This window comes from Aquimarina pacifica (genome assembly GCF_000520955.1).
GTDB classification, from domain to species: Bacteria; Bacteroidota; Bacteroidia; order Flavobacteriales; family Flavobacteriaceae; genus Aquimarina; species Aquimarina pacifica.
In genome coordinates this window covers 235,450-258,585 of sequence record NZ_JACC01000001.1, presented here as the reverse complement: position 1 = coordinate 258,585, position 23,136 = coordinate 235,450, and the positions used below count along the sequence as shown (strand labels likewise).

Sequence of the window (23,136 nt, the reverse complement as noted above, 5' to 3'; positions counted from 1 at the left end):
TCACGTATTCTTATCATTTTACTATAGAAGATTCACTTTATGCTATAAAACATACACTTGATCAATAAAATAATGCAGGTTATAATTGAAGGAGTGTGTTTTTAACAGAATATTGTAAGTTTGGTAATAGATATGAGCACAGAGATTATTTTTAGAAGTCTAAGAAAAGGATATGACTGGATAGTTAAGAACAAGGTATATCATTTGTTTTTCTGGTTTTTTTATCACTTTTTGTGGTGGACTATTTTTAAGGGAGGAGTGTCAAAGGTTTTTCACCAAATTAGTGATCCAATGACATTCGTTTCATTTGTCTCTTTTGTAATCTTTCAGGCAACCGGAGTTTATTTTTGTTTGTATTATCTCATACCACGGTATTTAGAAAAATCAAAGTATATTTTATATATAACATTTGTTATCGTAACGATTTTGGTCATTGCTTTGCTCATTATTATTCCCAATTTCGTTTGGTGCTATTTTTTGGGAGGAGAAATATGTTTTAATAGTTTGTCTAAGTTTTTTTGGAAAAACACCCTGCCTTCGTCAATAGGATCTATGACCCTTGGGATGAGTATTAAGCTAGCTAAAAATTGGCTTTCATCTCAAAAGAAGCAACAAATTCTCGAAAAAGAAAAACTAGAAACAGAACTTAAGTTTCTGAGATCACAATTTAATCCTCACTTTTTATTTAATACCATAAACTCAATATTTGTATTAATCAATAAGAATACAGAGATGGCAACAGAGTCATTGGTTAAGTTTTCTGAACTTTTACGCTATCAGCTATACGAATGTAATGCATCACAAATACCATTGCATAAGGAGATTTCATATTTAAGAAGTTTTATAGAATTAGAAGAATTACGACAGAATGATAATTTTATTCTTACTACAGAATTACCTTCTTTGATAGCCAAAAATTTCTCTATTGCACCTTTTTTATTAATGCCTTTTATAGAAAATGCTTTTAAACATATATCCTGTCACACAGATGTCCCTAATAAAATAGATATTAAAATTGTAATGATAGAAGATCAATTTGTATTTGATATTTCTAATACAGTATCTCATGAAATTAAAGGATCTGTAGATGCCGTTGAGTTTGGGGGATTAGGTTTGAAAAACGTAAAACGAAGATTGATGTTATTATATCCAGACAATTATACGCTCAATATAAGTCAATCAGAACAGTTGTATAAAGTAAAGCTCACACTAAACCTTACAATTTTGGAGGGCAATTAAAATCTTTTTGATTATGATAAAATGCGTTATTATTGACGATGAGCCTTTGGCAAGAGAATGTATAAATAATTATATAACAGAAATAGATTTTCTTGAAAAAGTGGGAGAGGGAACAAACCCTATAGATCTGACCAATATATTGAGTAGAGAAAAAGTAGATCTTGTTTTTTTAGATATTCAGATGCCAGTTATCAATGGTATTGATTTTTTAAAAATTACACCTGATCTTCCTATGGTTATTTTGACTACCGCATACCCAAGCTATGCAATAGATGGATTTGAGTTAGATGTATTAGATTATTTGGTAAAACCAATCACATTGAAACGTTTTATAAAAGCAGTTAATAAGGCAAATGATTTTTTTACCTTACAATCTTTGAGTAATAATTCAAATGCAGATGTAATTAAAGAGGATTACTTTTTTATAAAATGTAATCAGAAGTTTGAAAAGATTTATTTTGATGATATTCTTTTTATTCAAGCATTACAGAACTATGTAACCATATATACCTCAGATAAAAAGTATATATCGTTATTACCTCTTAAAAATGTTGAGCGAAAACTAAAAGGAAAGAAATTTATGAAGATTCATAAATCTTATATCGTTTCTTTGCCTAAAATTGATGCTATAGAAAATCATCAAGTTATGATCAGTTCTCAGGCCATACCCATTAGTAGAAATTATAGAAAAGAAATTAAAGAAAGAGTTTTGGGTAATAAATTATGGAAAAATGACTAGAGTCATGGGATCATTTCGATTAAAATATTCGTAATGATTTACTACAATTTATATTAAGTTTTTTCTAAAACTCTTTCTAACGTCTATAATAACTTCCTTAACTTCTTGCACACTTATCTCTTTTATAGTTGCTATTTCTTCAAAATTTAGTCTACCAAAAACAAATAAGTCAATAATTTTTGAAGCTTCTAAAGGCAGCCAGCTATAAAATTTCCCCAATAGCTTTTGTTTTCTATAATCTGAAGAGGATTCTGAGTCGATCATTTTCATAATCACAGAATCCATATCATCGTAGATAAAGTTTTGTTTGTTTTCAAAGTTTTGATGATAACAAATATCCGTCAGTTCCTCTTTCATAACAAGTTCATTATCCCCGCCAACGCTATAACTCTCCTCTAATTTCTCTAGTTCACTTTTAAGAAAGTAACTGATACTAATATTTTTTTGATGCCAACCCTCTCGAACATATAACTCATCAATTAATTCATCAGAAAGTTTAAAGAGCTTTAGTTCAAGTGATAATGTGTCTATTTGCATATTCAGGTCGTCATGATATAGCTTTAATATTGCATCATCGATAACACCATTAGAACAATACATGTTTTGGGGTAAAATCCCAACACTTTCGGCGATGTATAATCGATGTTTTACATAAGGATGCAGATGCGGAACAATTGATAATAATTTCTTACTGAATTCTCTTTGATCATCAGTCTCATAAAATTTCTGTAATTCTAAAGTGCTATTCATTTGTAAATGATTTAAGAGTTGTCATCTAAAAATAACAAAAACAAATAACATAAGGTGTTAAAAACTTGATAACCAGTAATTAAATATGTTTTATTCACAAAATTGTTTGAGCAATTCAAAATCGTATATTTGAATAACCAAATTAATAGTTAATCCCTAATCTGTTGATACAACAATTTAAAGACCATATTAAAACCAACCTCACATTTCTTTTAGGTAGCAAGTTATTGATTGCATGTAGTGCAGGTATAGATAGTATCACGCTTTCTCATTTATGCCATAAATTAGGCTTAGAATTTAGTATAGCCCATTGTAATTTTTCTTTGAGAGGAGAAGAAAGTGATGAGGATGAGAGTTTTGTACAAGAGTTTGCAGATAGTGTAAGATCTCCTTTTTTTGTAAAACGTTTCGATACAGGTGGTTATGCTAAGGATAATCAGCTCTCTATTCAAATGGCAGCAAGAGAACTTCGGTATAACTGGTTTCGAGAGTTAACGATGGAGTATCAATTTGATTATATTTTGACAGCGCATCACAGCGATGATAATTTAGAAACCTTTTTGATAAACTTATCCAGAGGAACGGGGATTGAAGGATTGACAGGAATCCCAGAGGTAAATAATTGTATTGTTCGTCCGTTATTGCCTTTTTCTCGAGATCAAATTTTGCAATTTTCGAAACAGAATAAACTCAAATGGCGAGAGGATAGTAGTAATAGTAGTACTAAGTACATGCGAAATGCCTTGAGACATGAAGTGGTTCCAGAATTAAAATCGATTACTCCACAGTTTTTAGAAAACTTTAATACCACATTGTCATATCTTAAGCAGAGTAATGAGTTTATTAAGGATCAAGTGGTTAGGTTTAAAAAGGAATTGTTTGAAGAATATGAGGGAGATAGAGTACGAATTCCTATTCATAGATTGCGTGAGTTCGGTAACCCCAAAACATGTCTCTATTTTATGCTGAAAGAATATGGGTTTACAGCATGGGATGATATCGGTAAAATTAGTAGTGCTCAGTCTGGAAAACAGATTTTTTCAAAAACCCATAGATTGGTTAAAGATCGGGATTATATACTTTTGAGCTCTATATCCGAAGAAATATCAAAACGCACATATTCGATTTTAGAAGCAGAAAGAATGTTAATGATTCCTTCGGGTACCCTTAAGTTTAAAGAGGTAGATGAAATTTTAGGGACAGACCTTAAAACAATATATGTCGATAAAGAAAAGTTAAAGTATCCTCTTATTGTAAGAAAATGGGAAGAAGGCGACTATTTTTATCCATTGGGAATGAAAGGGAAGAAGAAGTTAAGCAAATATTTTAAAGATGAAAAACTATCTTTATTAGCAAAAGAGCGGGTTTGGCTATTATGCTCAGGAAAAGAAATTGTTTGGATTATTAACTACCGAGCTGATAATAGATATAGAATAACACCCAAAACAAAACAAATACTTAAAATAACTATAACCTGATGAGGTACTTTTTTATACTAATAACACTGCTTTATTCGGTAAGTGTGATCTCTCAAAATGAAATAACCTGGACAGGATCTGTAGAGAAGGGCACAGAGGAAATGTATATTCTTAAGTTCGAAGCTGTTTTAGCCGAAGGTTGGCATTTATATTCTCAACAAGAAGCAGAGGATCCAGAAGCCATAGCACCAACACCAACCGAGTTTACATTTAATGCATCTCCCGAAACTTATGAGTTGATAGGAGAAACACAAGAACCTGTAGGCATAGAAAAGTATGATAATATCTTTGAAATGGATGTTAAGTATTTTGAGAATAAGGCCGTATTTACACAAAAGATCAGACGCATTAATAAAGATATAACTTCTATAAAAGCAGAAGTCTTTTTCTCTATTTGTGATGATGAAAAATGTTTGGCTCCAGAAGCAATAGAATTTGATGTACACCTGAACGGAAATATAGCCGAGAACAAAGGAGATCAATCCAGTATTACAACAGATGATCAAACGAAATCAGATACGTTATTGATCGATCTTAAGGGGAAAGATGTTTTTCTGTCTGAACAAGAAGAAGAAAAGAGCTATTTTACTATATTCCTTTTAGGCTTTTTAGGAGGGCTAATTGCTTTATTTACACCTTGTGTTTTTCCTATGATACCATTAACAGTATCTTTTTTTACGAAAGGAAACAAGGATAGGAAAAAGGGGCTGTTTAATGCAATTTTGTATGGTTTTTTTATTTTTATTATCTATGTTTTATTAAGCCTACCTTTTCATTTATTAGATTCAGTTGATCCAGAAATTCTCAATAATATTTCAACCAACGTAGCTCTTAATATTGTCTTTTTTATTGTTTTTATCGTTTTTGCAATATCTTTTTTCGGATATTTTGAGATTACATTACCCGCATCTTGGAGTAATGCACTAGATAGTAAAGCAAATAGTATTGGGGGAATTATCGGGGTGTTTTTTATGGCATTAACCTTAGCTTTGGTTTCCTTTTCTTGTACAGGTCCAATTTTGGGTTCTTTATTAGGAGGGTCCTTGAGCAGTGATGGCGGCGCCATACAATTAAGCTTTGGAATGGGCGGTTTTGGATTGGCCTTGGCATTACCCTTTGGACTCTTTGCATTATTTCCTAACTGGTTAAATTCTTTACCAAAGAGCGGAGGATGGCTTAATACAGTAAAAGTAGTTCTTGGATTTATAGAATTAGCATTGGCATTTAAGTTTTTATCAAATGCCGATCTTGTACAGCATTGGGGACTATTAAAACGCGAGGTATTTATTGGTATTTGGATTGTCATAGGTATTGCAATGGTTCTTTATCTTTTTGGTAAAATACGTTTTCCTCATGATGGTCCTATTAAAAAAATAAGTGCAGGAAGAAAGGTGTTAGGAGCACTTACATTGGCATTTGTGTTTTATCTTTTACCTGGACTAACCAATACGGCTTATGCTAATCTTAAATTATTAAGTGGGTTCCCCCCACCATTATTTTATAGTGTTTATGAAAAAGAAGCACATGGACCTTTGGGGCTAAATGCGTATACAGATTTTGAAAAAGGAATTGAGGCAGCAAAACTTCAAAATAAACCTATTATGTTAGATTTTACAGGATGGGCATGCGTAAATTGTCGTAAAATGGAAGAGCAAGTATGGAGCCATCCCGAAATTATGAATGTCCTAAAAAATGAATATATACTTATTTCATTATATGTTGATGATCGACAAGAGTTATCCGGTGAAGAGCAATTTAAGTTTTTAAAACCCGACGGAAGAGTTAAAGATATACGTACCATAGGCGATAAATGGGCCACATTTCAAACCATAAACTTCAAAAATAATTCTCAACCATATTACGTTCTTTTAGATAGTGATATGAATTTGTTAAACCATACCACAGCATATACTCCTGATGCTATTGAGTATTTACACTGGTTACAAACGGGGATAGAGAATTTTGCTAAATAAATGAAACCTTTAAAATAAATGTAAATTATTTCAACACCATTGGTTGTTATAAAGCATGTTAAAATCTCCTTAAAACACAATCCCCGCCAGTTGCATTTTTTTATATTGATCAGCTAACTCAACATAATCAAATGCAATCAGTCAGGTTTATATTATTTATTAAGTCATTTTTATTGATGGTATTAATAAGTAATGCTCAGGAAATAACTGAGTATAAGGTAAAAGATCATTATTCAAAAAAAGAAGTAGATATCGTAATGCGCGATGGTATAAAACTGCATACTACGATCTATTCTCCAAAAGATACTTCAAAACAGTATCCTATTATAATGCAAAGAACCCCCTACAGCTCAAGACCATATGGCGAAAATCAATTTAGAAACCTCATAGGTCCGAATGAGTTTATGATGAGAGAAGGCAATATAATAGTATATCAGGACGTACGAGGTCGATGGGCGAGTGAAGGCGTCTATGATAATATGCGGGCATATATTCCAAATAAAAAAGGAACCCAATTTGATGAAGCCAGTGATACCTATGATACTATAGAATGGTTGATTAATAATGTTTCGAATACAAATAAGAAAGTAGGGATTTGGGGTATTTCGTACCCTGGATTTTATGCAACCTATTCGTTATTAGATGCGCATCCAGCATTAAAAGCGGTTTCTCCACAGGCATGTATTGGTGATTTCTTTTTTGATGATTTTCATCATAATGGCGCGTATTTATTAAGTTATTGGAGAGCTACTGCCGTTTTTGGTTACGAAAAAACAAAACCTTTAAAAGAGAGTTGGTATACATTTCCTGATCTAAAGAGTGAAGATCAATATCAGTTTTTTTTAGACATAGGGCCTTTACATAATCTAGATGCTTATTATAAAGATGATAATGTTTTTTGGAAACAATTAAAGGAGCATCCGAACTATGATGATTTTTGGCAAAAAAGAGGGATAATTCAGCATCTTAAAGATATCAAACCAGCTGTAATGGTTGTAGGAGGTCTATTTGATGCAGAAGATCTTTATGGTCCTTTAGAGACCTACAAAACAATTGAGAAAACAAGTGCTAACTATAATACTATGGTTTTCGGACCTTGGAGTCACGGAGACTGGGCTAGGGGCAAAGAACGTCAGGCAATAGGAAATGTATATTTTGGAGATAGCCTTTCTACTGGTTTCCAGAAGAATGTTGAGGCCCGTTTTTTTAATCATTTTCTAAAGGGCAACGGAGATAAAAATACGGGGCTATCAGAAATTCAAATTTTTGATACGGGTAAAAAAGAATGGAACTCTTATACTTCATGGCCACCCAAAAATTCAGAAAAGAAAATATTTTATCTAACTGAAAACGAAATTTTGTCTGATAGTTCTGGTAATGGATATTCTGAGTTTATAAGTGATCCTAAAAAACCAGTACCGTATTCTGAGGATATAAAAATGGTTTTTACACCAAGAAAATATATGACAGATGATCAGAGATTTGCAGCTCGTCGTCCTGATGTTTTAGTTTTTGAAACCCCAGTGCTTACAGAGGATATGACACTCTCTGGAGCTATAATGGCAAAACTTAACGTAGCGATTACCGGTACAGATGCAGATTGGATAGTCAAAGTTATAGATGTATACCCTAATGATACTCCCGATACAAAAGAAACGCAATCATATCTTAAAATGGGAAATTATCATATGATGGTTAGAAGCGAAGTATTGCGAGGCCGTTTTAGAAATAGTTTTAGTACTCCAGAACCATTTGAACCGAATAAAAAAACAGCTGTAGGCATAAAACTGCAAGATGTGCACCATACCTTCAAAAAAGGACATAAGATTCAAGTACAGGTGCAGAGTACTTGGTTCCCGTTAATAGACTTGAACCCTCAGACGTATGTACCGAACATTTTTAAGGCAAAAGAATCTGATTTCACAAAACAAACGCATAAAGTATATTATGACTCTTCTATAGAATTTACAATTTTAAAGTAACTAACTAAAAAAATTATTTAAACCATGAATAAAGCTAAAATCAACATCATATTATTTTCGTCTCTCGCTATGCTTTTTGGGTGTAAACAGGAGGTGAAAACACCAGAAATAGATGAAGCCGCATTAGCTCTTGCAATAGAAGAACATTCAAAAGAATTAAATGATTGGTTCGAATTACAGTTCGAGGACGATGTTGCAAAATCTCCAAAAATGCAAACCTATTTAGGGATTAAAACAGCAGATTATGGAAAATGGGATGATATCTCATCAAAAAGAGAATTAGAAAAATTTGAAAAAGCAAAAGAACGCCTTTCTTATCTCAAGGACTCTGTTGATATCGCAAAGCTCGATGAATCTACAGCATTGAGTTATTCTCTTTTTCAACAAAAACTTGAAAATAATATTGAAGATTATAAGTATCGTTTTTATACCTATCCTGTAAATCAAATGCATGGGGTTCAGTCTGAGATTCCTGCTTTTATGATTAATATGCATAGGATAGAAAATAAAAGTGATGCAGAAGCTTATATTTCGAGGCTTAATGGTATAGATGAAATGTTTTTACAAGTGGTTGAAAACATCAAAATAAGAGAAAAGAATGGAATACTTTTACCCAAATTCGTGTTTTCTAAAGTACTTGATGATTGCCAAAATGTAATCACCGGTCAGCCATTTGATACATCGAATAAACAAAGTACATTATTTGCAGATTTTAGTACTAAAGTGGCAGCTTTAGAACTTCCTGAAGAAGAAGAAAATTCGTTGTTAGAAGGTGCAAAAAAAGCCTTGTTAGAAGGGGTGAAGCCAGGTTTTGATTCACTTATTTCCCTTCTGAAAGAACAAGAGCAAAGAGCTACAACCGAAGACGGTGCCTGGAAATTTCCTAAAGGAATAGCCTTTTATAATAATGCATTAAAACGAACTACTACAACAGAAATGACTGCAGAAGAAATTCATGAGTTAGGGCTTACGGAAGTAGCACGTATTCATAATGAAATGAAGGATGTGATGAAGCAAGTATCTTATGAAGGAACCTTGAAGGATTTCTTTTCTTTTATGAAAGAGGACAAGCAATTTTATTTTCTGGATACCCCAGAAGGAAAAGAGGAATATTTAGGTCAGGCCGCAGTATTGATTGATTCTATGAAGACAAAACTTGATCAACTTTTTATAACCAAACCAAAAGCTGATATCATTGTAAAAGCAGTAGAAGCATTTAGAGAGAAAAGTGCCGGAAAAGCATTTTATCAAAGAGGTACGCCTGATGGCACACGACCAGGGAGTTACTATGCCAACCTATATGATATGTCGGCTATGCCGAAGTATCAGATGGAAGCCCTTGCATATCATGAAGGAATCCCAGGGCATCATATGCAAATATCGATAGCACAGGAATTAAAAGATGTACCCAAATTTAGGAAGCACGGAAGATATACAGCATATGTAGAGGGTTGGGGACTCTATTCAGAGTTTTTACCCAAAGAAATAGGTGCATATAAAGATCCTTATTCTGATTTTGGTAGATTAGCCATGGAGCTTTGGAGAGCATGTAGATTAGTAGTAGATACAGGAATTCATGCTAAAAAATGGACAAGAGAGCAAGGGATTGCATATTATACTGATAATACACCAAACGCAGAAAGCGATGCCATAAAAATGGTTGAGCGCCATATTGTAATGCCAAGCCAAGCAACAGCATATAAAATAGGAATGAATAAAATTCTTGAATTAAGAGAAGATGCCAAAAAAGTACTAGGAGAAAAATTTGATATAAGAGAGTTTCATGATGTGGTATTAACTAATGGCCCTGTACCTCTAAATGTACTTGAAGAATTAGTGGCTTTATGGATATCATCAAAGAAGTCAGATAGAAACAAAGAAGAAATAAGTGCATTGTAGCATAGTAATTCTTATTAATGCTGTCTTAACAGATATAATAAATTAGTTATAAAAAAGTCCCGATGTATTTTTTAATCTACATCGGGATTTTCTTTCTATGAGAACAAATACAGGTATTAATTCAGTTTTTTTAGTAATAATTCTGCGACTAACTCTGATGAAGCTGGATTTTGCCCTGTAATTAATAAACCATCTTCTTGAGCAAAGGGAGTCCAATCTTCACCTTTAGAATACTTGCCTCCATTTTCTTTAAGCATATCTTCAACCAAAAAGGGAACGACAGAAGTTAATTGTACAGCATCTTCTTCTGTATTGGTAAAACCTGTTACTTTTTTATCTTTTACCAAGGGAGTACCATCGATATTTTTTGTGTTTTTAAATACTGCAGGTGCATGGCAAACAGCACTTACAGGTTTGTTGTTTTTATAAAAATCTTCTATCAAAGCAATAGAGTTTTTATCCTCTGCCAAATCCCAAAGTGGTCCGTGGCCCCCGGGATAAAATACCGCATCATAATCCGACGAATCGATTGTTTCTAGTTTTAATGTTTTAGATAAAAGTTCCTTGGTTTCGATGTCATCATTAAATTGTAGCGTAGCAGAAGTCTGAAAATCTGGTGTAGCACTTTTGGGATCGATAGGTGGCAGACCACCTTTGGGAGAAGCAAGAGTTATTGCAACTCCGTTATCTTTTAAGAGATAATAAGGAGCTGCAAATTCTTCTATCCAGAAACCAGTTTTATGTCCTGTGTTCCCTAAATCTTCATGACTTGTTAAAACAAATAATATGTTTTTCATTTTTTCATTTTTTTGTGTTAATAGTAACTCTGAATTGATAGCGAGTTTGTCTTTTTTAAAAAGTTTAAGTATTCACAAATAGTGAATTAAGTAAAAGTATTTTTAAAAAGGTTTATTTGATAATATCCGATATTTTTCTTTCAATATATCTTAAAGGTAACTTAAGTTTTTAGAGATTTATTTTTTGTGAATGATGCTGTCGAACGAAAAAGAATACGGTAGATTTGATACATGTTGACTAACTAAAGCACATTGTTGTTTAGGATGCGTAGTAAATTGATTATTAAATTTATGGTTGTTATTAGTTCGAATAACTTTTTATGTTTCGTCTATCTAATGTTGCCTATGAAAAAGTACAGAAGAATTTATAATTTTTCAGTTTAAAAATACAATGCTTTTTTATATTTTGTAAAAAGTAATACATCCGCAGTCAATGCCTATTCCCAGAGGTGATGGGGCTCCACCTGATCCATTAATTATTGTGTTTTGATAAGCTCCCAAGGCAGTAATACTGGTAAAAAGATAGTTATATGTGCCATCTCCATTATCTTTTATTTTGAGAGTATGGTTGCCTAAATTTAATCCAGGTATACTTGAGTATGGAACGTTCTGAACCCATATTTGATAATTGAAACCGATCGCAGTATTATTTTGCGCTTGTAGTTGATAAGAATTACCAGAACCATTTTGTCCATCATCAAAATAATTAATAATTAAGTCATTGGTTAATGTCCCGATCGGAACATCAAGAGTGGCTCCCACACGATACGTAATTCTCCTATTGGTTATTACATTACATGATTTTAGAGATAAAGTGATTTTAGTTCTGGTAGCGCTTATACATCCTGTTGTTGTGTTTCGGGTCTCTGCATAATAATCACCAGCACTGGATGGCGTATAATTTGTACTTGAACTAAGGAGTAATGTACCACCTATGTTATTTGTATACCAATCTACTGTTTCTCCCGCATTTATTGTTACAGTAAGTGTTGGAAATGTACTTGCATTACGACAGACGGTTTGATTCCCTCCACTTATGGGAGTGCTTGGTTGCGTATCTACTATAACATCAATAGAGTTTGTATTGCTAATAGAACCATCAGATATGGTCGCTGTATATGTATATGTCCCAGAACTTAGTCCTGTCTCTGTTGGATTTTCTAATGAAGAACTAAAGGAATAGCTTCCCGGTCCTGTACCTGTCCAGCTAATAGTAGCGCTGCCACTACCAGTTCCTGATGGGTTAGCCATTAGGGTAAGTGTCTCGCTAGGACATATAGGACTATTGGAGCTAGGAGTAACACTAAGGCTTCCTCCCGCGTTATTAAGATCATCAAAGGAGTAGTCAGCTCCCGCCCCGCCATTACATGTAGAATAGATAATTGTACCTATTTGGATTCTTTTAGCCGCACTACAAGGCCTTGATGTATCTAAACTACCAGAAGGGATAATAATAACCGCCGCTCCCTCAGGAAGAAAAAGAGTAACATTCGAAGTCCAAGTAGCATATCCACCATCTTCTATTGTTATTAATAATGTGTTCAAACTTGAAGTATTGGATACTTCTAAAGTATCCGTACCTCCTATGCCATCTCCCACAGTCAGAGAATTAATACTATTTGGAATTGTAGTATTGAGGTCTACAGAATTTCCTCCTTCTATTGACACGTTATTTGTACCAGAAACTTCTCCAGGGTAGTTTGTCGCCCCAACCCAAGAGGATCCATTATATACTTGCCATGTCAAAGGATCGTCCCAATCTCCATCTGTAGTTGATCTATAGTCATTTAGAGATTGTGAGAATAAACTTGTACTTGATGAAATCAAAACAACAACAACAAATTTTAACATTATCAAATATTTTTCCATGCTTTGGGGCAATTAGAATATATTAAATATAGTTAAAAAAATTAACATTTGTTTATTTGTTTGAAAATAATAATAAAACTATGAATATCATTTTAAGATGAGTTATGAACAAATATTTGGGAATTTATAAATAAGTAATTTGCTTTTTTTAACGATTTCAATATTTAAATTATTGATTTTAAGTGATTTTTTTTTTGATAAGTTTTTTTGTCTAAAGTTAATGTGAATTTACTTTTTTTGACTTGAAAAAGAATTGGTTAAACAAAAAGAGGAGGTTGAAAAATTATAACCTCCTCTTTTTGTTTTTAAATTTATATATAAAATCTTCCTAAATAATTAAGAGGATATTTAATTATTGGATAGGTGTATCACTAATATAATCTGTAGAAAAATCAGACCATCCGTATTTGCTTTTTAAATATTGCGCAGGGTTTTTGCAAATCATACCATTTTCCCATCCCCAAGGAGAACTTGCTTTATTACTACCGTTACCATTATCACCAACCAAAGCAGTGCCAGTAATTGTTTCGGGATTATTACGCTGAAGCCATAATGTAGTTTCTAATGGTAAAAGGTTGTAATGTACATTTTGTGGTAAATTATCAGACTCTTTATCTGGGCTTACTGCTTGTGCTACATTATAGTAATATTTGATATACGTTCCGTCTTGGTCAGAAGAGCCCGCGTAAGCTCGAATACCATGACCCTTGGCTTCAATAAACATTTTGGCAACAGTACTGTTGTTAAGTTGTAATTCACTAGATGAGTAGTCATAAACTTCAGTATGCCATATGGTTTGGGCGTCAATGACACCTCCGAATCCTCCGGTTGATTTTCTTGTTGCAGTAATTAATACAGCTTCCATATCATTTTCATGCGAATCCAAAGAGCATAAAAAAGGAATGTCGGTCCAATCTCGCGGATGATAAACGCTATAGAGAATAAAGAAATGAGTTTCAGTATAGGTTACATAATAATATACATAAGGGATTAGTTTACCCGAATCTCTTCCTGAGACCATATTATCCCAGTTATTTCCAGTTTTCCAATCACCATCATAATCGACGGCAGTTATCCAATCTGCAGATCCACTTTTTGATTGATTTCTACACCAACCATCGGTAATGTCTACATCCTGAAAAAATATAGGCGCATATCGAGCTGCAATCGCAGCATCTGTATGGCTTATTTTACTTTGGATGGTGTCTGATGTTTCAAATACATCAGAATCATCTGTACTACAAGCAACAGATAATACTCCCAAAATTAAAAAATAAAATTTGCTAAGATACTTTGTGTGAGTTTTCATAAATAGTTTTAAGTTTAGTTTGTTTCTCAAATATAAACTTAAAAAATTAATGAATTGTTAGGGAATAGTGTGTTGAATGTTATTTTGTGTAATGGTTGCTCTAGAAAGATGATAATAATTTAATTATAGAATGGGCTAAAATTAATTGTCATAGTATATACTAAGGGATACGAACTTGGTATTTAGGAATAAATATTAGTGCACCACTATCTAATGGATGTCATACTGTTTTTGAAAGGATACATAAATCATTTTCAGTAGTATATGTGTTGTGGTGATAGTAACACAATAGTAGATTAATGTAGCAAAATTCTACAACCAGTGGTTTATTACTTATCCATTAAATTTCTAAACTGATAGAAAAAACGTTCTATTAGACGAAGATCTTCAGTAATGATCTCTACCATACCTCTCATTTCTTGTTTAAAAGGAATTTCTTTGCTGTATGTTGTAATAAGTTTGTCTGGTAACGCTACATCAATAAGGTAAAGTCCTTCTTTGTCTGGTAAAAGAGAAATATGTTTTACTTTTCCTTTGAGCGTTCCGAATTCGTCATCAGGAAAGTTTTCTAATCTAATATTGGCGGTTTGTCCAATTTTTATTTTTCCTGAATTCTGAGCAGGTGCTTTTATTTTTGCTAAATAGGAAGAAGATTCTGAGGGAATAATGATAAAAATAAGATCACCAAGAGCCACTGTTTGGTTTACAGTCCAATAATTTAGAAAAGAAACACGACCGCTAATATCAGCAGAGAGTACATATTTTAGTTCCCAATCTTTTATGCTCTTTTTTAGTTGTCCGAATGATTGTAATACTTTTTTAAATAATTTTATTTCCTCTTTTCTCTTATTAATTTCTGTTCCTTTTGATGTTTTTGATGCATTACTTATACTTTCTGTAATCTGAGATAATTGCACATCATTATTTTCATAGGTTCGTTTGGCCTGCAAAAATTCGAGTTCTTTTCCTTCATATTCCTGAGCAGAGATTACTCCTTTTTCAAAAAGACTTTTTTGACGTAATAATTCTCTTTTATTAAAATCTAATTCAGTTTTGTTTAGTCTTTTTTGTGCTTTAAGGCTTTCTAGTCTTCTATATAGTTCAGATAGAGAAACTTCATTTGCAATAGCTTCATTAGAAAAAGGCTGTAGCTCTTTATTAAGAATATATTCAGAATAACTGTTTTCGAATAAGGCAAAATTGGTTTCGATTTCGCCAAGAAATAAGATTGGCAGTTCATCAATAGGGAAACTAAAAGATTCGTTACTAATAGTTATAGTATCGATAACTGATTTTAATAAAAATATATCTTTATAATTAGCGCTACTTTGTAAGATGGCTAGGGGAGTGCCTTGAGATACCCTCTGATTATCCTTAACCAAAATTGACTCGATTTTTTCGGTTACTTTGGCATATTCTTTTTGCGGTGGTATTCGCGTTGTTATAATTGCTTCGGCAGGTATTACGTCTGGATATTTAATTAACCAAGAAAGAAAAAGTAATAATAATACCAATACTAAAATCAATAGGTTACCCCATCGAATCATCCAATGAGGTACTCGAGTCAGAATTTCTTGTACTTCTTCACTACGGAGTTGTATGTCGTCTAATGTTTCTGGCATTATTTAGTAATTCTTAATTCGTAAATTATAACTTATTTTCCTAATTCAAGTTGGTTCTTGACTAGGTTATAATAGTTTCCTTTCTTAGCAATAAGCATTTCATGGTTTCCTACCTCGGCAATTTTTCCTTTGTCTAGCACTACTATTTGATGTGCATTTTTTACAGTGCTTAATCGATGAGCTATTACCATTACTGTTTTATTTTCAAAAAAAGTATCTAATTTTTCCATGATCACTTTTTCATTATTTGCATCTAGGGCAGAAGTAGCTTCATCGAAGAAGAGGAATCGTGGGTTTTTATAAACTGCTCGTGCAATAAATAAACGTTGTTTTTGACCTGTGCTTAATCCGACTCCTTCTAGTCCTATTTTGGTATTGTATGATAATGGGAGTGATTCTATAAATTCTTTGATATTGGCAACATCAATGGCATGGGCCAATTTTTTTTTGTCTACATAATCTTCACCGACGGCAATATTATTGGCAATGGTATCATTAAATATATATCCCTCTTGCATAACTACTCCGAACTGATCTCTCCAGAATTTTTGAGATACATTTTTAAGGTCATGGTTGCCAACAAAAATTTGACCATCTACGGGTTCATAAAATTTGAGAAGTAGTTTCATTAATGTTGTTTTTCCGCTACCGCTTACACCTACAATGGCTGTTATTTTATTTGAGGGAATAGATAGGCTAAGGTCTTCTAACACATGCTTATCTGATCCAACATATCTAAAACTTAAATTTTTAATGTCAAAACCAACGTTTTCTGCAATATCCCTTATTTTTTCGTCTCCGGTATGTTCCTCATCTTCTTTATTATGAATTTCTCCGAGACGTTCTAATGAGATTTGGGCGTCCTGTAATTCGCGTAAAAAATTAATAAGTTGTGCGATAGGAGCATTTAATTGGCCTACAATAGCAGTTATAGCAAGCATCATACCCAATGTAATTTCTCCGTCAATAACCAATTTTGCAGAGAATACGGTAATCAATATATTTTTTAATTCATTTATAAAAGCAGATCCTACACTCTGATATTGTTCTAATGCAAGATTTTCAATAGATATTCTGAATAGTTTTGCCTGTACAAACTCCCAGTTCCAGCGTTTTCTTTTTTCGGCGTTATGAAGTTTTATTTCTTGCATTCCATTTACTAACTCAATAACCTTACTTTGTTCCTCACTAATTTGTGAAAAACGTTTGTAGTCTAATTTTTTACGCTTTTTAAAAAAAATAAGAACCCAAGCAAAATACAGTGTGCTACCGACGGCAAAAATTCCGAAAATAGGAAGACTATAATAAATCAATACAATGCTAAATACTATTAGATTTACCATAGAGAATAAAACATTAAGCGATGACATAGTAAGTATCTGCTCTATTCTTTTATGATCATTAATTCTTTGTAAAAGGTCTCCTGTCATTTTTACGTCAAAATAGGAGATAGGTAAATTCATAAGTTTTATGAAAAAATCTGAGATCAACGAAATATTAATTCGTGTACTCAAATGCAATAAAATCCAACTTCTTAATACATCTATTAATGTTCTGCCAACAAATAAAGACAGCATCGCTATTAGCACCAAATAAACAAAATCAAGGTCTTGGTTTTTGATTCCTACATCTACAATGCTTTGAGTAAGAAAAGGAGTAATGAGTTGAAGTAAACTTCCTGCAAGCAGTCCTAATATAAGTTGATAGATGAATGCTTTATACTTGAATATATATTTAGATATGAATTTGAAACCAAATTTTTGTTCCTCTTCATCAAGGTTATCATTATAAAATTTCGGTGTCGGTTCTATCAGTAGTGCAACTCCCTCTTCGGTATTTTCGTCTGCATTATTTCCAATCCAGGCCTTCAGGAATTCTTCTTTAGTATAGGTAATTAATCCGTGTGCAGGATCAGAAATATAAATGGTTGTTTTACCTCTTCGGTTTGTTTTTACATCATAAAGAACTACGTAATGAATTTTGTTCCAGTGTATAATACAAGGAAGAGGAACCTCATCAAGTTTATTCATTGATAATTTGACTCCCAATGATCTAAAACCAATTTGCTCTACAGCTTCACTAAGTCCTAAGAGAGAACTACCTTCTCTTGTAGTTTCGCTTAATGTTCGTAAACTAGGTGTGTTGAGTACTTTTCCATAATATTTAGCTATAATTTTGATACATGTAGGACCACAATCTTTGGATTCGGCTTGATTATAAAATGGAAATTTTGACATTAAGTTACTGCGATTTAATTGATTTTACACATAATAAGCGTGCAGATGCAAAGTAAAGTAATTCTTTTTTATTTTACTACCCCAATTACAGTGCATCATATAATGTATTTTTCTCAGGAAATATTACTCCTTATAATAGGTAATATTTACGTTTTTTATCAAAAATATTTAGAACCTAAAAAAATGCTGAAACGTGATTTTGAGATTTTGATTTATTCTTAACTAAAAGAATGAGCATATGTTAAAATTTTGTGTGTTTTGTGATAAAAAACTGAATTTATCAACCGAAAACGTTTTAGTTTTTAAACAAATTAGGTTATTACTTCCATTAACGATAGCTTTGACTCAATGGCGCAAAAAATTAAAAATATAGCGGTACTAACTTCAGGAGGAGATGCTCCTGGAATGAATGCTGCAATAAGAGCGGTAGTTAGGGCATGTAGCTATTATAAAGTGAATTGCTTTGGAGTGTATAAGGGGTATGAAGGACTTATTAATAATGAGTTAGAAGAACTGAATGCACGATCAGTACGTAATATTATTAATAAGGGAGGTACTTTTCTAAAATCAGCACGTTCTAAAACATTTAGAACAGTTGAAGGAAGACAAAAGGCACATGCTAATCTGGTTAAAAATAATATAGATGCTCTTGTGGTAATAGGAGGTGATGGTAGTTTTACAGGAGCTCTTAAGTTATCAGAAGAGTTTAATTTTCCGGTTGTAGGGGTGCCTGGTACTATAGATAATGATATTAACGGTACTGACTATACGATTGGATATGATACAGCTTTGAATACAGTTGTAGATGCAATAGATAAGATCAGAGATACTGCGAGTTCTCATAATCGTCTTTTCCTTATTGAAGTTATGGGGCGAGATGCTGGAGATATTGCATTAAATTCTGGAATAGGTGCTGGGGCAGAAGAGATTTTAATTCCCGAAGAAGATATGGGGGTTGAACGTTTAATAGAATCTTTGAAGAAAAGTAAAACCACAGGAAAAACTTCTAGTATTATTGTAGTTGCAGAAGGAGATACCTCAGGAAAAAATATTTTTGAATTAGGCCAATATGTAGAGAATAACTTAGAGGGTTATGAAGTAAGAGTTTCTGTATTAGGTCATATACAAAGAGGAGGCACACCGAGTTGTTTCGATAGAGTACTAGCTAGCAAACTAGGAGTAGGTGCCGTAGAAGCTCTTTTAGATAATAAACGAGAAGTAATGATAGGGATTGTTCATAAGAAAGTAACTATTGTTCCTTTGGTAGATGCATTGAAAAAAAGAGTTCATAAACACGATAAATTGATTAAAGTTGCTGATATTACGTCAGTGTAATTATAACCACGTTTTTTAAAATAAAAAAAAACAACTAAATTATTAAATATGAGTACGTTAAAAATTGGAATTAACGGTTTCGGTAGAATTGGTAGAATTGCTTTTAGAATTGCTTCTGAGCGTGATAATGTAGAGATTGTAGCGATTAACGATTTACTGAATGTTGATCATTTGGCATACCTACTAGAATATGATTCTGTACATGGTAAGTTTGATGGAACTATAGAGGTAAAAGATGGAAGCCTTGTTGTTAATGGTAAAGAAATTAGAATTACTGCTGAGCGTAATCCTGAAGATTTGAAATGGGATGCTGCAGGTGTAGATGTGGTTATGGATTGTACCGGTATTTTTACTACTCTCGATTCAGCAGGAGCTCATATTAAGGCAGGTGCAAAAAAAGTAGTAATATCTGCACCATCAGCAGATGCACCAATGTTTGTAATGGGAGTAAATCATAAAGAAGTTAAGAGTTCAGATACAATTGTGTCTAATGCATCTTGTACAACGAATTGTTTAGCTCCTTTGGCAAAAGTAATTAATGATAATTTTGGTATCGAAGAAGGTTTGATGACAACTGTTCATGCTGCAACTGCTACGCAGGCTGTAGTTGATGCTCCATCAAAAAAGAACTATAGAGCAGGACGTTCTTCTTTAAATAATATTATTCCTGCATCTACAGGAGCTGCTAAAGCGGTAGGTAAAGTAATTCCTGAATTGAATGGTAAACTTACAGGGATGGCTTTTAGAGTTCCGACAGCAGATGTTTCTGTAGTTGATCTTACTGTAAAGACAAAAAAATCAGTTTCTTATGACGAACTTAAGGCTGTTGTAAAGAATGCTGCAGAAAATGAATTAAAAGGAGTTTTGGCATATACAGAAGAGCCAGTAGTATCTCAAGATTTTGTAGGAGAAGCGAATACATCTACTTTTGATGCAAATGCAGGAATTGCTCTTAATGACAACTTTTTTAAGTTAGTATCTTGGTATGATAATGAATACGGGTATTCTTCAAAATTAGTTGATTTGTCTACCTATGTAGGTAATTTATAAAAAAAGAACACTTGTCTAAAGTGTTTATAATATATTAATATAACTATCTTATTGAGTGCACACCAGAGCATCGATAGTATGATTTGTAGTGTTACGCTCAATAGGATAGTATATTATTTAGAAAGTAGTATTCTAGATAAACAATAAATCTGTATTAAAAATGATTTTATTAGCTGACGGTGGTTCTACCAAATGTGATTGGATTCTTCTTGGTTATGAAGGAGAAGTGATATTCAAAACCCGAACTGAAGGTTTAAATCCTGCCATATTTGATATCTCTTTACTAGAAAAGAGACTCAAAAAAAATGAGGAACTTGCGTTGCATCGCGATAAAATCGAAACTGTTCATTTTTTTGGTGCTGGGTGTGGTACATCAAAACCAACAGAAATGTTGACCCGAGTTTTTGAAGATTATTTTGTGAACTCAGATGTTGTGGTACGCGAAGACATGGTTGCTGCCGTGTACGCAGCTACTGCAGAACCTGGTATTGTTTGTATATTGGGAACAGGTTCTAATAGTTGTTATTTTGATGGAGATGAGATTAAGATGACCGTTGAGTCTTTAGGATATGTTCTTATGGATGAGGCAAGCGGAAACTTCTTCGGAAAACGACTTATACGTGATTATTACTACAAGCGTATGCCTCCTGAAGTTGCTGCAGAATTCGAAAAACGATTTGATCTATCGGCAGACTCGATTAAAGAAAATTTATACAAAAAAGATAATCCTAACACCTACCTTGCTTCTTTTGCAGAATTTATTTTTACCAGTGAGCGTAATGGATATTTTTATAAAATTGTAACCGAAGGGATTCAGTTGTTTGTAGAGAATAGAGTGCTTTGTTTTCCTGAGGCACAGAATGTTCCTGTACACTTTATTGGCTCTATAGCTCATTTTAGTGAAGATATTATTAGAGCAGCAGTTTGGCCCTATAGTTTGACTGTAGGAAATATAGTTAGAAGACCAATTGATGGACTTATAGATTATTACAGAAATGAAGTAATAAAAAAAAAAGTTAATCAAGTCTGAAATTATTCGGTGAAATTATAATTAAGAGTGATTCTTGTTCCCTCACCAATAATAGAATTAATGAATATTCTACCATTAATATAATTCATTCGTTCCTTCATAAAAAATAATCCCATTCCGCCCTCTGCATTATTTTTGGGTTTAGCGGGGATCTGGTTAAGATCAAATCCATTTCCGTTATCCTCTATTATAATACTTAGGATGGCATCAGAATGGTTAACAATAATAAGGATAAAGTCTGATTTAGCGTATTTAATTGCATTGTTTACTGCTTCCTGTGTGACACGGTATAGGTTGGTCTCTACTAAGGTGTCAAACCGTTGATCAAACTCAGATTTGTTCTCAAAAATAATATTCTTGCTTGTTAGCTTTGATAGCTCACGAGCCATTTTTCTTAGTGCAGTAGGGATTCCGTAATCTTTTAATTCTGGAGGTGTGAGGTTAAAAGTAGCCATTCTTATTCCTTGAATAAGATCTACTGATAATTTTTTAAGGCCTTCTATTTTTTGGGTAGCTTTTTCTATATTTTGTAAATTAATAGACTCAATATTAAATTTTAGTGCAGTAAGCATCTGGCCAATACTATCATGTATTTCTTTTGCAATACGTTTTCGCTCTTCTTCTTGGGCTTCTACGATTTGACTTGCGTTTGATTTTTGTAATTCTTCTTTCTCTCTGTATTTTTCGGCATTCAATCGCTCTACTTCATTTTGAGCCTCTTTACGCTTAGAAATGTCAGAACAAAGCACTAGTCGCTCCATATTACCAGATTCTCTTAAGACGGTAAGGATAGATATATCTAACCATATTTTTTGTCCCTGTACAGCTTCGAATACAAATTGCTCATTAAATACGCCTCCTTTATTTTGTGCGATGAGTTGAAGTAATCTATTTTTTTGTACCTCACCTAATCCCATAAGTTCCGCAAGGTTCTTTTGATTATTAGGTCCTTGATCTAGACGCAATAGCTTACTAAAACGCTCACCAAGGCTTCTTATAATCCCATTTTCATCTACTCGAGCATAAAGTAATGTTTGATCTATGGCCTTGGTAAGTGATATGAGCTCTTGTACATTTTCGTTTTGAGTTTTTCTTAGTTTTTCGGCATTAAGAGCCATATCTGTTGCATTTTGTTGGGATATCAACAAATTTGATATGGTCTTTTTTACTCTAAGAGTTATAGGGCGAAATAGAAATAAAAACTCAACCATTAAAATTATAATGATTAAGCCAAATATTAGGTATTCGATTCTCTTAAGACTAGATATTTTTTCTTGGGCTTCTTTTTCATAACGAAATACAATTGCATCCATTTGTTTTAGAAAAAGAGGTTCGTTAAATATTACGTTGGTTAAATTAGGGGCAAGAAGTTCACTATCTATAGAGTCTTTTTTTGCTAAATTGAGTATTTCGATACTACTTTCGTATATGGTCTCAAAGTATGGTTGTAATACCAAAAACATTCTTTTGATTTCGGTACTGTCCTTCTTTCCTTTTTGAATGGAGTCGTTGTATTTTTTTAAATTTTGATGCGACAGTTTCCAGAGGTTAATTGTAGATTGTAGTTCTTTTACATATTGTTCCTTCTTCGAGTTTTGGTCATCTATATGCGAGAGTAATAAAATTTCTTTAGAAAGTTTTTGACTAAGCATACGCTGTCGCCCAGATAAATTAATGATTCTAGAATCATCAATTTGACTATTCAGAAATTGTTGTATAAAAAATTGTCCTCCAAAAGTAAATAATGCAATGGCTCCAAGAGCAATTGCGTATACTTTGGTCAGACGATTAAAAGTTTGGTGGTCTAGTGATTCTCTTCTGTTCAAA

General features: G+C 32.9%; 16 protein-coding genes. 9 read left to right on the top strand and 7 right to left on the bottom strand.

Annotated features, from left to right (window positions below; genetic code table 11):
- Nucleotides 1-132: 132 nt before the first annotated feature.
- Both DZ60_RS0100985 and DZ60_RS0100980 read left to right on the top strand, forming a co-directional pair.
- Nucleotides 133-1,239, top strand: coding sequence for a sensor histidine kinase (locus DZ60_RS0100985; protein ID WP_025739699.1), 1,107 nt, complete (start codon nucleotides 133-135; stop codon nucleotides 1,237-1,239).
- 13 nt (nucleotides 1,240-1,252) lie between these two features.
- Nucleotides 1,253-1,978 carry a LytR/AlgR family response regulator transcription factor gene (locus tag DZ60_RS0100980; protein ID WP_034228244.1) on the top strand — a complete coding sequence of 242 codons (726 nt, stop codon included), beginning with the start codon at nucleotides 1,253-1,255 and terminating at the stop codon, nucleotides 1,976-1,978.
- 48 nt (nucleotides 1,979-2,026) lie between these two features.
- Here DZ60_RS0100980 and DZ60_RS0100975 read toward each other — a convergent pair whose 3' ends face one another.
- On the bottom strand, nucleotides 2,027-2,728 hold the full coding sequence (locus tag DZ60_RS0100975; RefSeq protein ID WP_025739696.1) for a hypothetical protein: 702 nt from the start codon (nucleotides 2,726-2,728) through the stop codon (nucleotides 2,027-2,029).
- A gap of 164 nt (nucleotides 2,729-2,892) precedes the next feature.
- Here DZ60_RS0100975 and tilS point away from each other — a divergent pair, with 164 nt between their 5' ends.
- From tilS to DZ60_RS0100955, 4 genes are all read left to right on the top strand, one after another.
- Complete coding sequence (tilS, locus tag DZ60_RS0100970) at nucleotides 2,893-4,206, top strand: tRNA lysidine(34) synthetase TilS (RefSeq protein WP_025739694.1); 1,314 nt, start codon at nucleotides 2,893-2,895, stop codon at nucleotides 4,204-4,206.
- Nucleotides 4,206-6,179, top strand: a complete 1,974-nt coding sequence (locus tag DZ60_RS0100965) for a protein-disulfide reductase DsbD family protein (protein WP_025739692.1) — start codon at nucleotides 4,206-4,208, stop codon at nucleotides 6,177-6,179. Before tilS ends, DZ60_RS0100965 begins: the two co-directional genes overlap by 1 nt.
- 176 nt (nucleotides 6,180-6,355) lie before the next feature.
- The gene (locus tag DZ60_RS0100960) at nucleotides 6,356-8,161 is read left to right on the top strand and encodes a CocE/NonD family hydrolase (RefSeq protein WP_241448696.1); all 1,806 of its coding nucleotides are present in this window, start codon (nucleotides 6,356-6,358) and stop codon (nucleotides 8,159-8,161) included.
- A 24-nt stretch (nucleotides 8,162-8,185) separates the two neighbouring features.
- The gene (locus tag DZ60_RS0100955) at nucleotides 8,186-10,060 is read left to right on the top strand and encodes a DUF885 domain-containing protein (protein ID WP_025739689.1); all 1,875 of its coding nucleotides are present in this window, start codon (nucleotides 8,186-8,188) and stop codon (nucleotides 10,058-10,060) included.
- A 116-nt stretch (nucleotides 10,061-10,176) separates the two neighbouring features.
- Here the strand turns inward: DZ60_RS0100955 and DZ60_RS0100950 are convergent, their stop codons facing one another.
- From DZ60_RS0100950 to DZ60_RS0100930, 5 genes are all read right to left on the bottom strand, one after another.
- Complete coding sequence (locus DZ60_RS0100950; RefSeq protein WP_025739687.1) at nucleotides 10,177-10,857, bottom strand: type 1 glutamine amidotransferase domain-containing protein; 681 nt, start codon at nucleotides 10,855-10,857, stop codon at nucleotides 10,177-10,179.
- Nucleotides 10,858-11,256: 399 nt separating this feature from the next.
- On the bottom strand, nucleotides 11,257-12,708 hold the full coding sequence (locus DZ60_RS0100945; RefSeq protein WP_025739685.1) for an immunoglobulin domain-containing protein: 1,452 nt from the start codon (nucleotides 12,706-12,708) through the stop codon (nucleotides 11,257-11,259).
- A gap of 370 nt (nucleotides 12,709-13,078) precedes the next feature.
- The gene (locus tag DZ60_RS0100940; RefSeq protein ID WP_025739683.1) at nucleotides 13,079-14,035 is read right to left on the bottom strand and encodes a hypothetical protein; all 957 of its coding nucleotides are present in this window, start codon (nucleotides 14,033-14,035) and stop codon (nucleotides 13,079-13,081) included.
- Nucleotides 14,036-14,364: 329 nt separating this feature from the next.
- Nucleotides 14,365-15,657 carry an HlyD family secretion protein gene (locus DZ60_RS0100935; RefSeq protein WP_025739681.1) on the bottom strand — a complete coding sequence of 431 codons (1,293 nt, stop codon included), beginning with the start codon at nucleotides 15,655-15,657 and terminating at the stop codon, nucleotides 14,365-14,367.
- A 32-nt stretch (nucleotides 15,658-15,689) separates the two neighbouring features.
- Complete coding sequence (locus tag DZ60_RS0100930) at nucleotides 15,690-17,894, bottom strand: peptidase domain-containing ABC transporter (protein WP_025739679.1); 2,205 nt, start codon at nucleotides 17,892-17,894, stop codon at nucleotides 15,690-15,692.
- A 348-nt stretch (nucleotides 17,895-18,242) separates the two neighbouring features.
- On the opposite strand from DZ60_RS0100930, the gene pfkA reads away from it, so the two are divergent.
- The 3 genes from pfkA (at nucleotide 18,243) to DZ60_RS0100910 (ending at nucleotide 21,309) form a co-directional block, all read left to right on the top strand.
- Nucleotides 18,243-19,229, top strand: coding sequence for a 6-phosphofructokinase (gene pfkA / locus DZ60_RS0100920; RefSeq protein WP_025739678.1), 987 nt, complete (start codon nucleotides 18,243-18,245; stop codon nucleotides 19,227-19,229).
- Between the two features lie 48 nt (nucleotides 19,230-19,277).
- A complete protein-coding gene (gene gap, locus DZ60_RS0100915; RefSeq protein ID WP_025739676.1) occupies nucleotides 19,278-20,279 on the top strand; it encodes a type I glyceraldehyde-3-phosphate dehydrogenase in 1,002 nt (333 codons plus the stop codon).
- A gap of 160 nt (nucleotides 20,280-20,439) precedes the next feature.
- Nucleotides 20,440-21,309 carry an N-acetylglucosamine kinase gene (locus DZ60_RS0100910; protein ID WP_025739673.1) on the top strand — a complete coding sequence of 290 codons (870 nt, stop codon included), beginning with the start codon at nucleotides 20,440-20,442 and terminating at the stop codon, nucleotides 21,307-21,309.
- A 2-nt stretch (nucleotides 21,310-21,311) separates the two neighbouring features.
- On the opposite strand, the gene DZ60_RS0100905 is transcribed toward DZ60_RS0100910, so the two are convergent.
- A complete protein-coding gene (locus DZ60_RS0100905) occupies nucleotides 21,312-23,135 on the bottom strand; it encodes an ATP-binding protein (RefSeq protein ID WP_025739672.1) in 1,824 nt (607 codons plus the stop codon).
- Nucleotide 23,136 lies beyond the last annotated feature (1 nt).

Coding starts and splice junctions, on each gene's coding strand:
- DZ60_RS0100985 (WP_025739699.1), top strand. CDS start 133: ATGAGCACAGAGATTATTTTTAGAAGTCTAAGAAAAGGATATGACTGG.
- DZ60_RS0100980 (WP_034228244.1), top strand. CDS start 1,253: ATGATAAAATGCGTTATTATTGACGATGAGCCTTTGGCAAGAGAATGT.
- DZ60_RS0100975 (WP_025739696.1), bottom strand. CDS start 2,728: ATGAATAGCACTTTAGAATTACAGAAATTTTATGAGACTGATGATCAA.
- DZ60_RS0100965 (WP_025739692.1), top strand. CDS start 4,206: ATGAGGTACTTTTTTATACTAATAACACTGCTTTATTCGGTAAGTGTG.
- DZ60_RS0100960 (WP_241448696.1), top strand. CDS start 6,356: ATGGTATTAATAAGTAATGCTCAGGAAATAACTGAGTATAAGGTAAAA.
- DZ60_RS0100955 (WP_025739689.1), top strand. CDS start 8,186: ATGAATAAAGCTAAAATCAACATCATATTATTTTCGTCTCTCGCTATG.
- DZ60_RS0100950 (WP_025739687.1), bottom strand. CDS start 10,857: ATGAAAAACATATTATTTGTTTTAACAAGTCATGAAGATTTAGGGAAC.
- DZ60_RS0100945 (WP_025739685.1), bottom strand. CDS start 12,708: ATGTTAAAATTTGTTGTTGTTGTTTTGATTTCATCAAGTACAAGTTTA.
- DZ60_RS0100940 (WP_025739683.1), bottom strand. CDS start 14,035: ATGAAAACTCACACAAAGTATCTTAGCAAATTTTATTTTTTAATTTTG.
- DZ60_RS0100935 (WP_025739681.1), bottom strand. CDS start 15,657: ATGCCAGAAACATTAGACGACATACAACTCCGTAGTGAAGAAGTACAA.
- DZ60_RS0100930 (WP_025739679.1), bottom strand. CDS start 17,894: ATGTCAAAATTTCCATTTTATAATCAAGCCGAATCCAAAGATTGTGGT.
- pfkA (WP_025739678.1), top strand. CDS start 18,243: ATGGCGCAAAAAATTAAAAATATAGCGGTACTAACTTCAGGAGGAGAT.
- gap (WP_025739676.1), top strand. CDS start 19,278: ATGAGTACGTTAAAAATTGGAATTAACGGTTTCGGTAGAATTGGTAGA.
- DZ60_RS0100910 (WP_025739673.1), top strand. CDS start 20,440: ATGATTTTATTAGCTGACGGTGGTTCTACCAAATGTGATTGGATTCTT.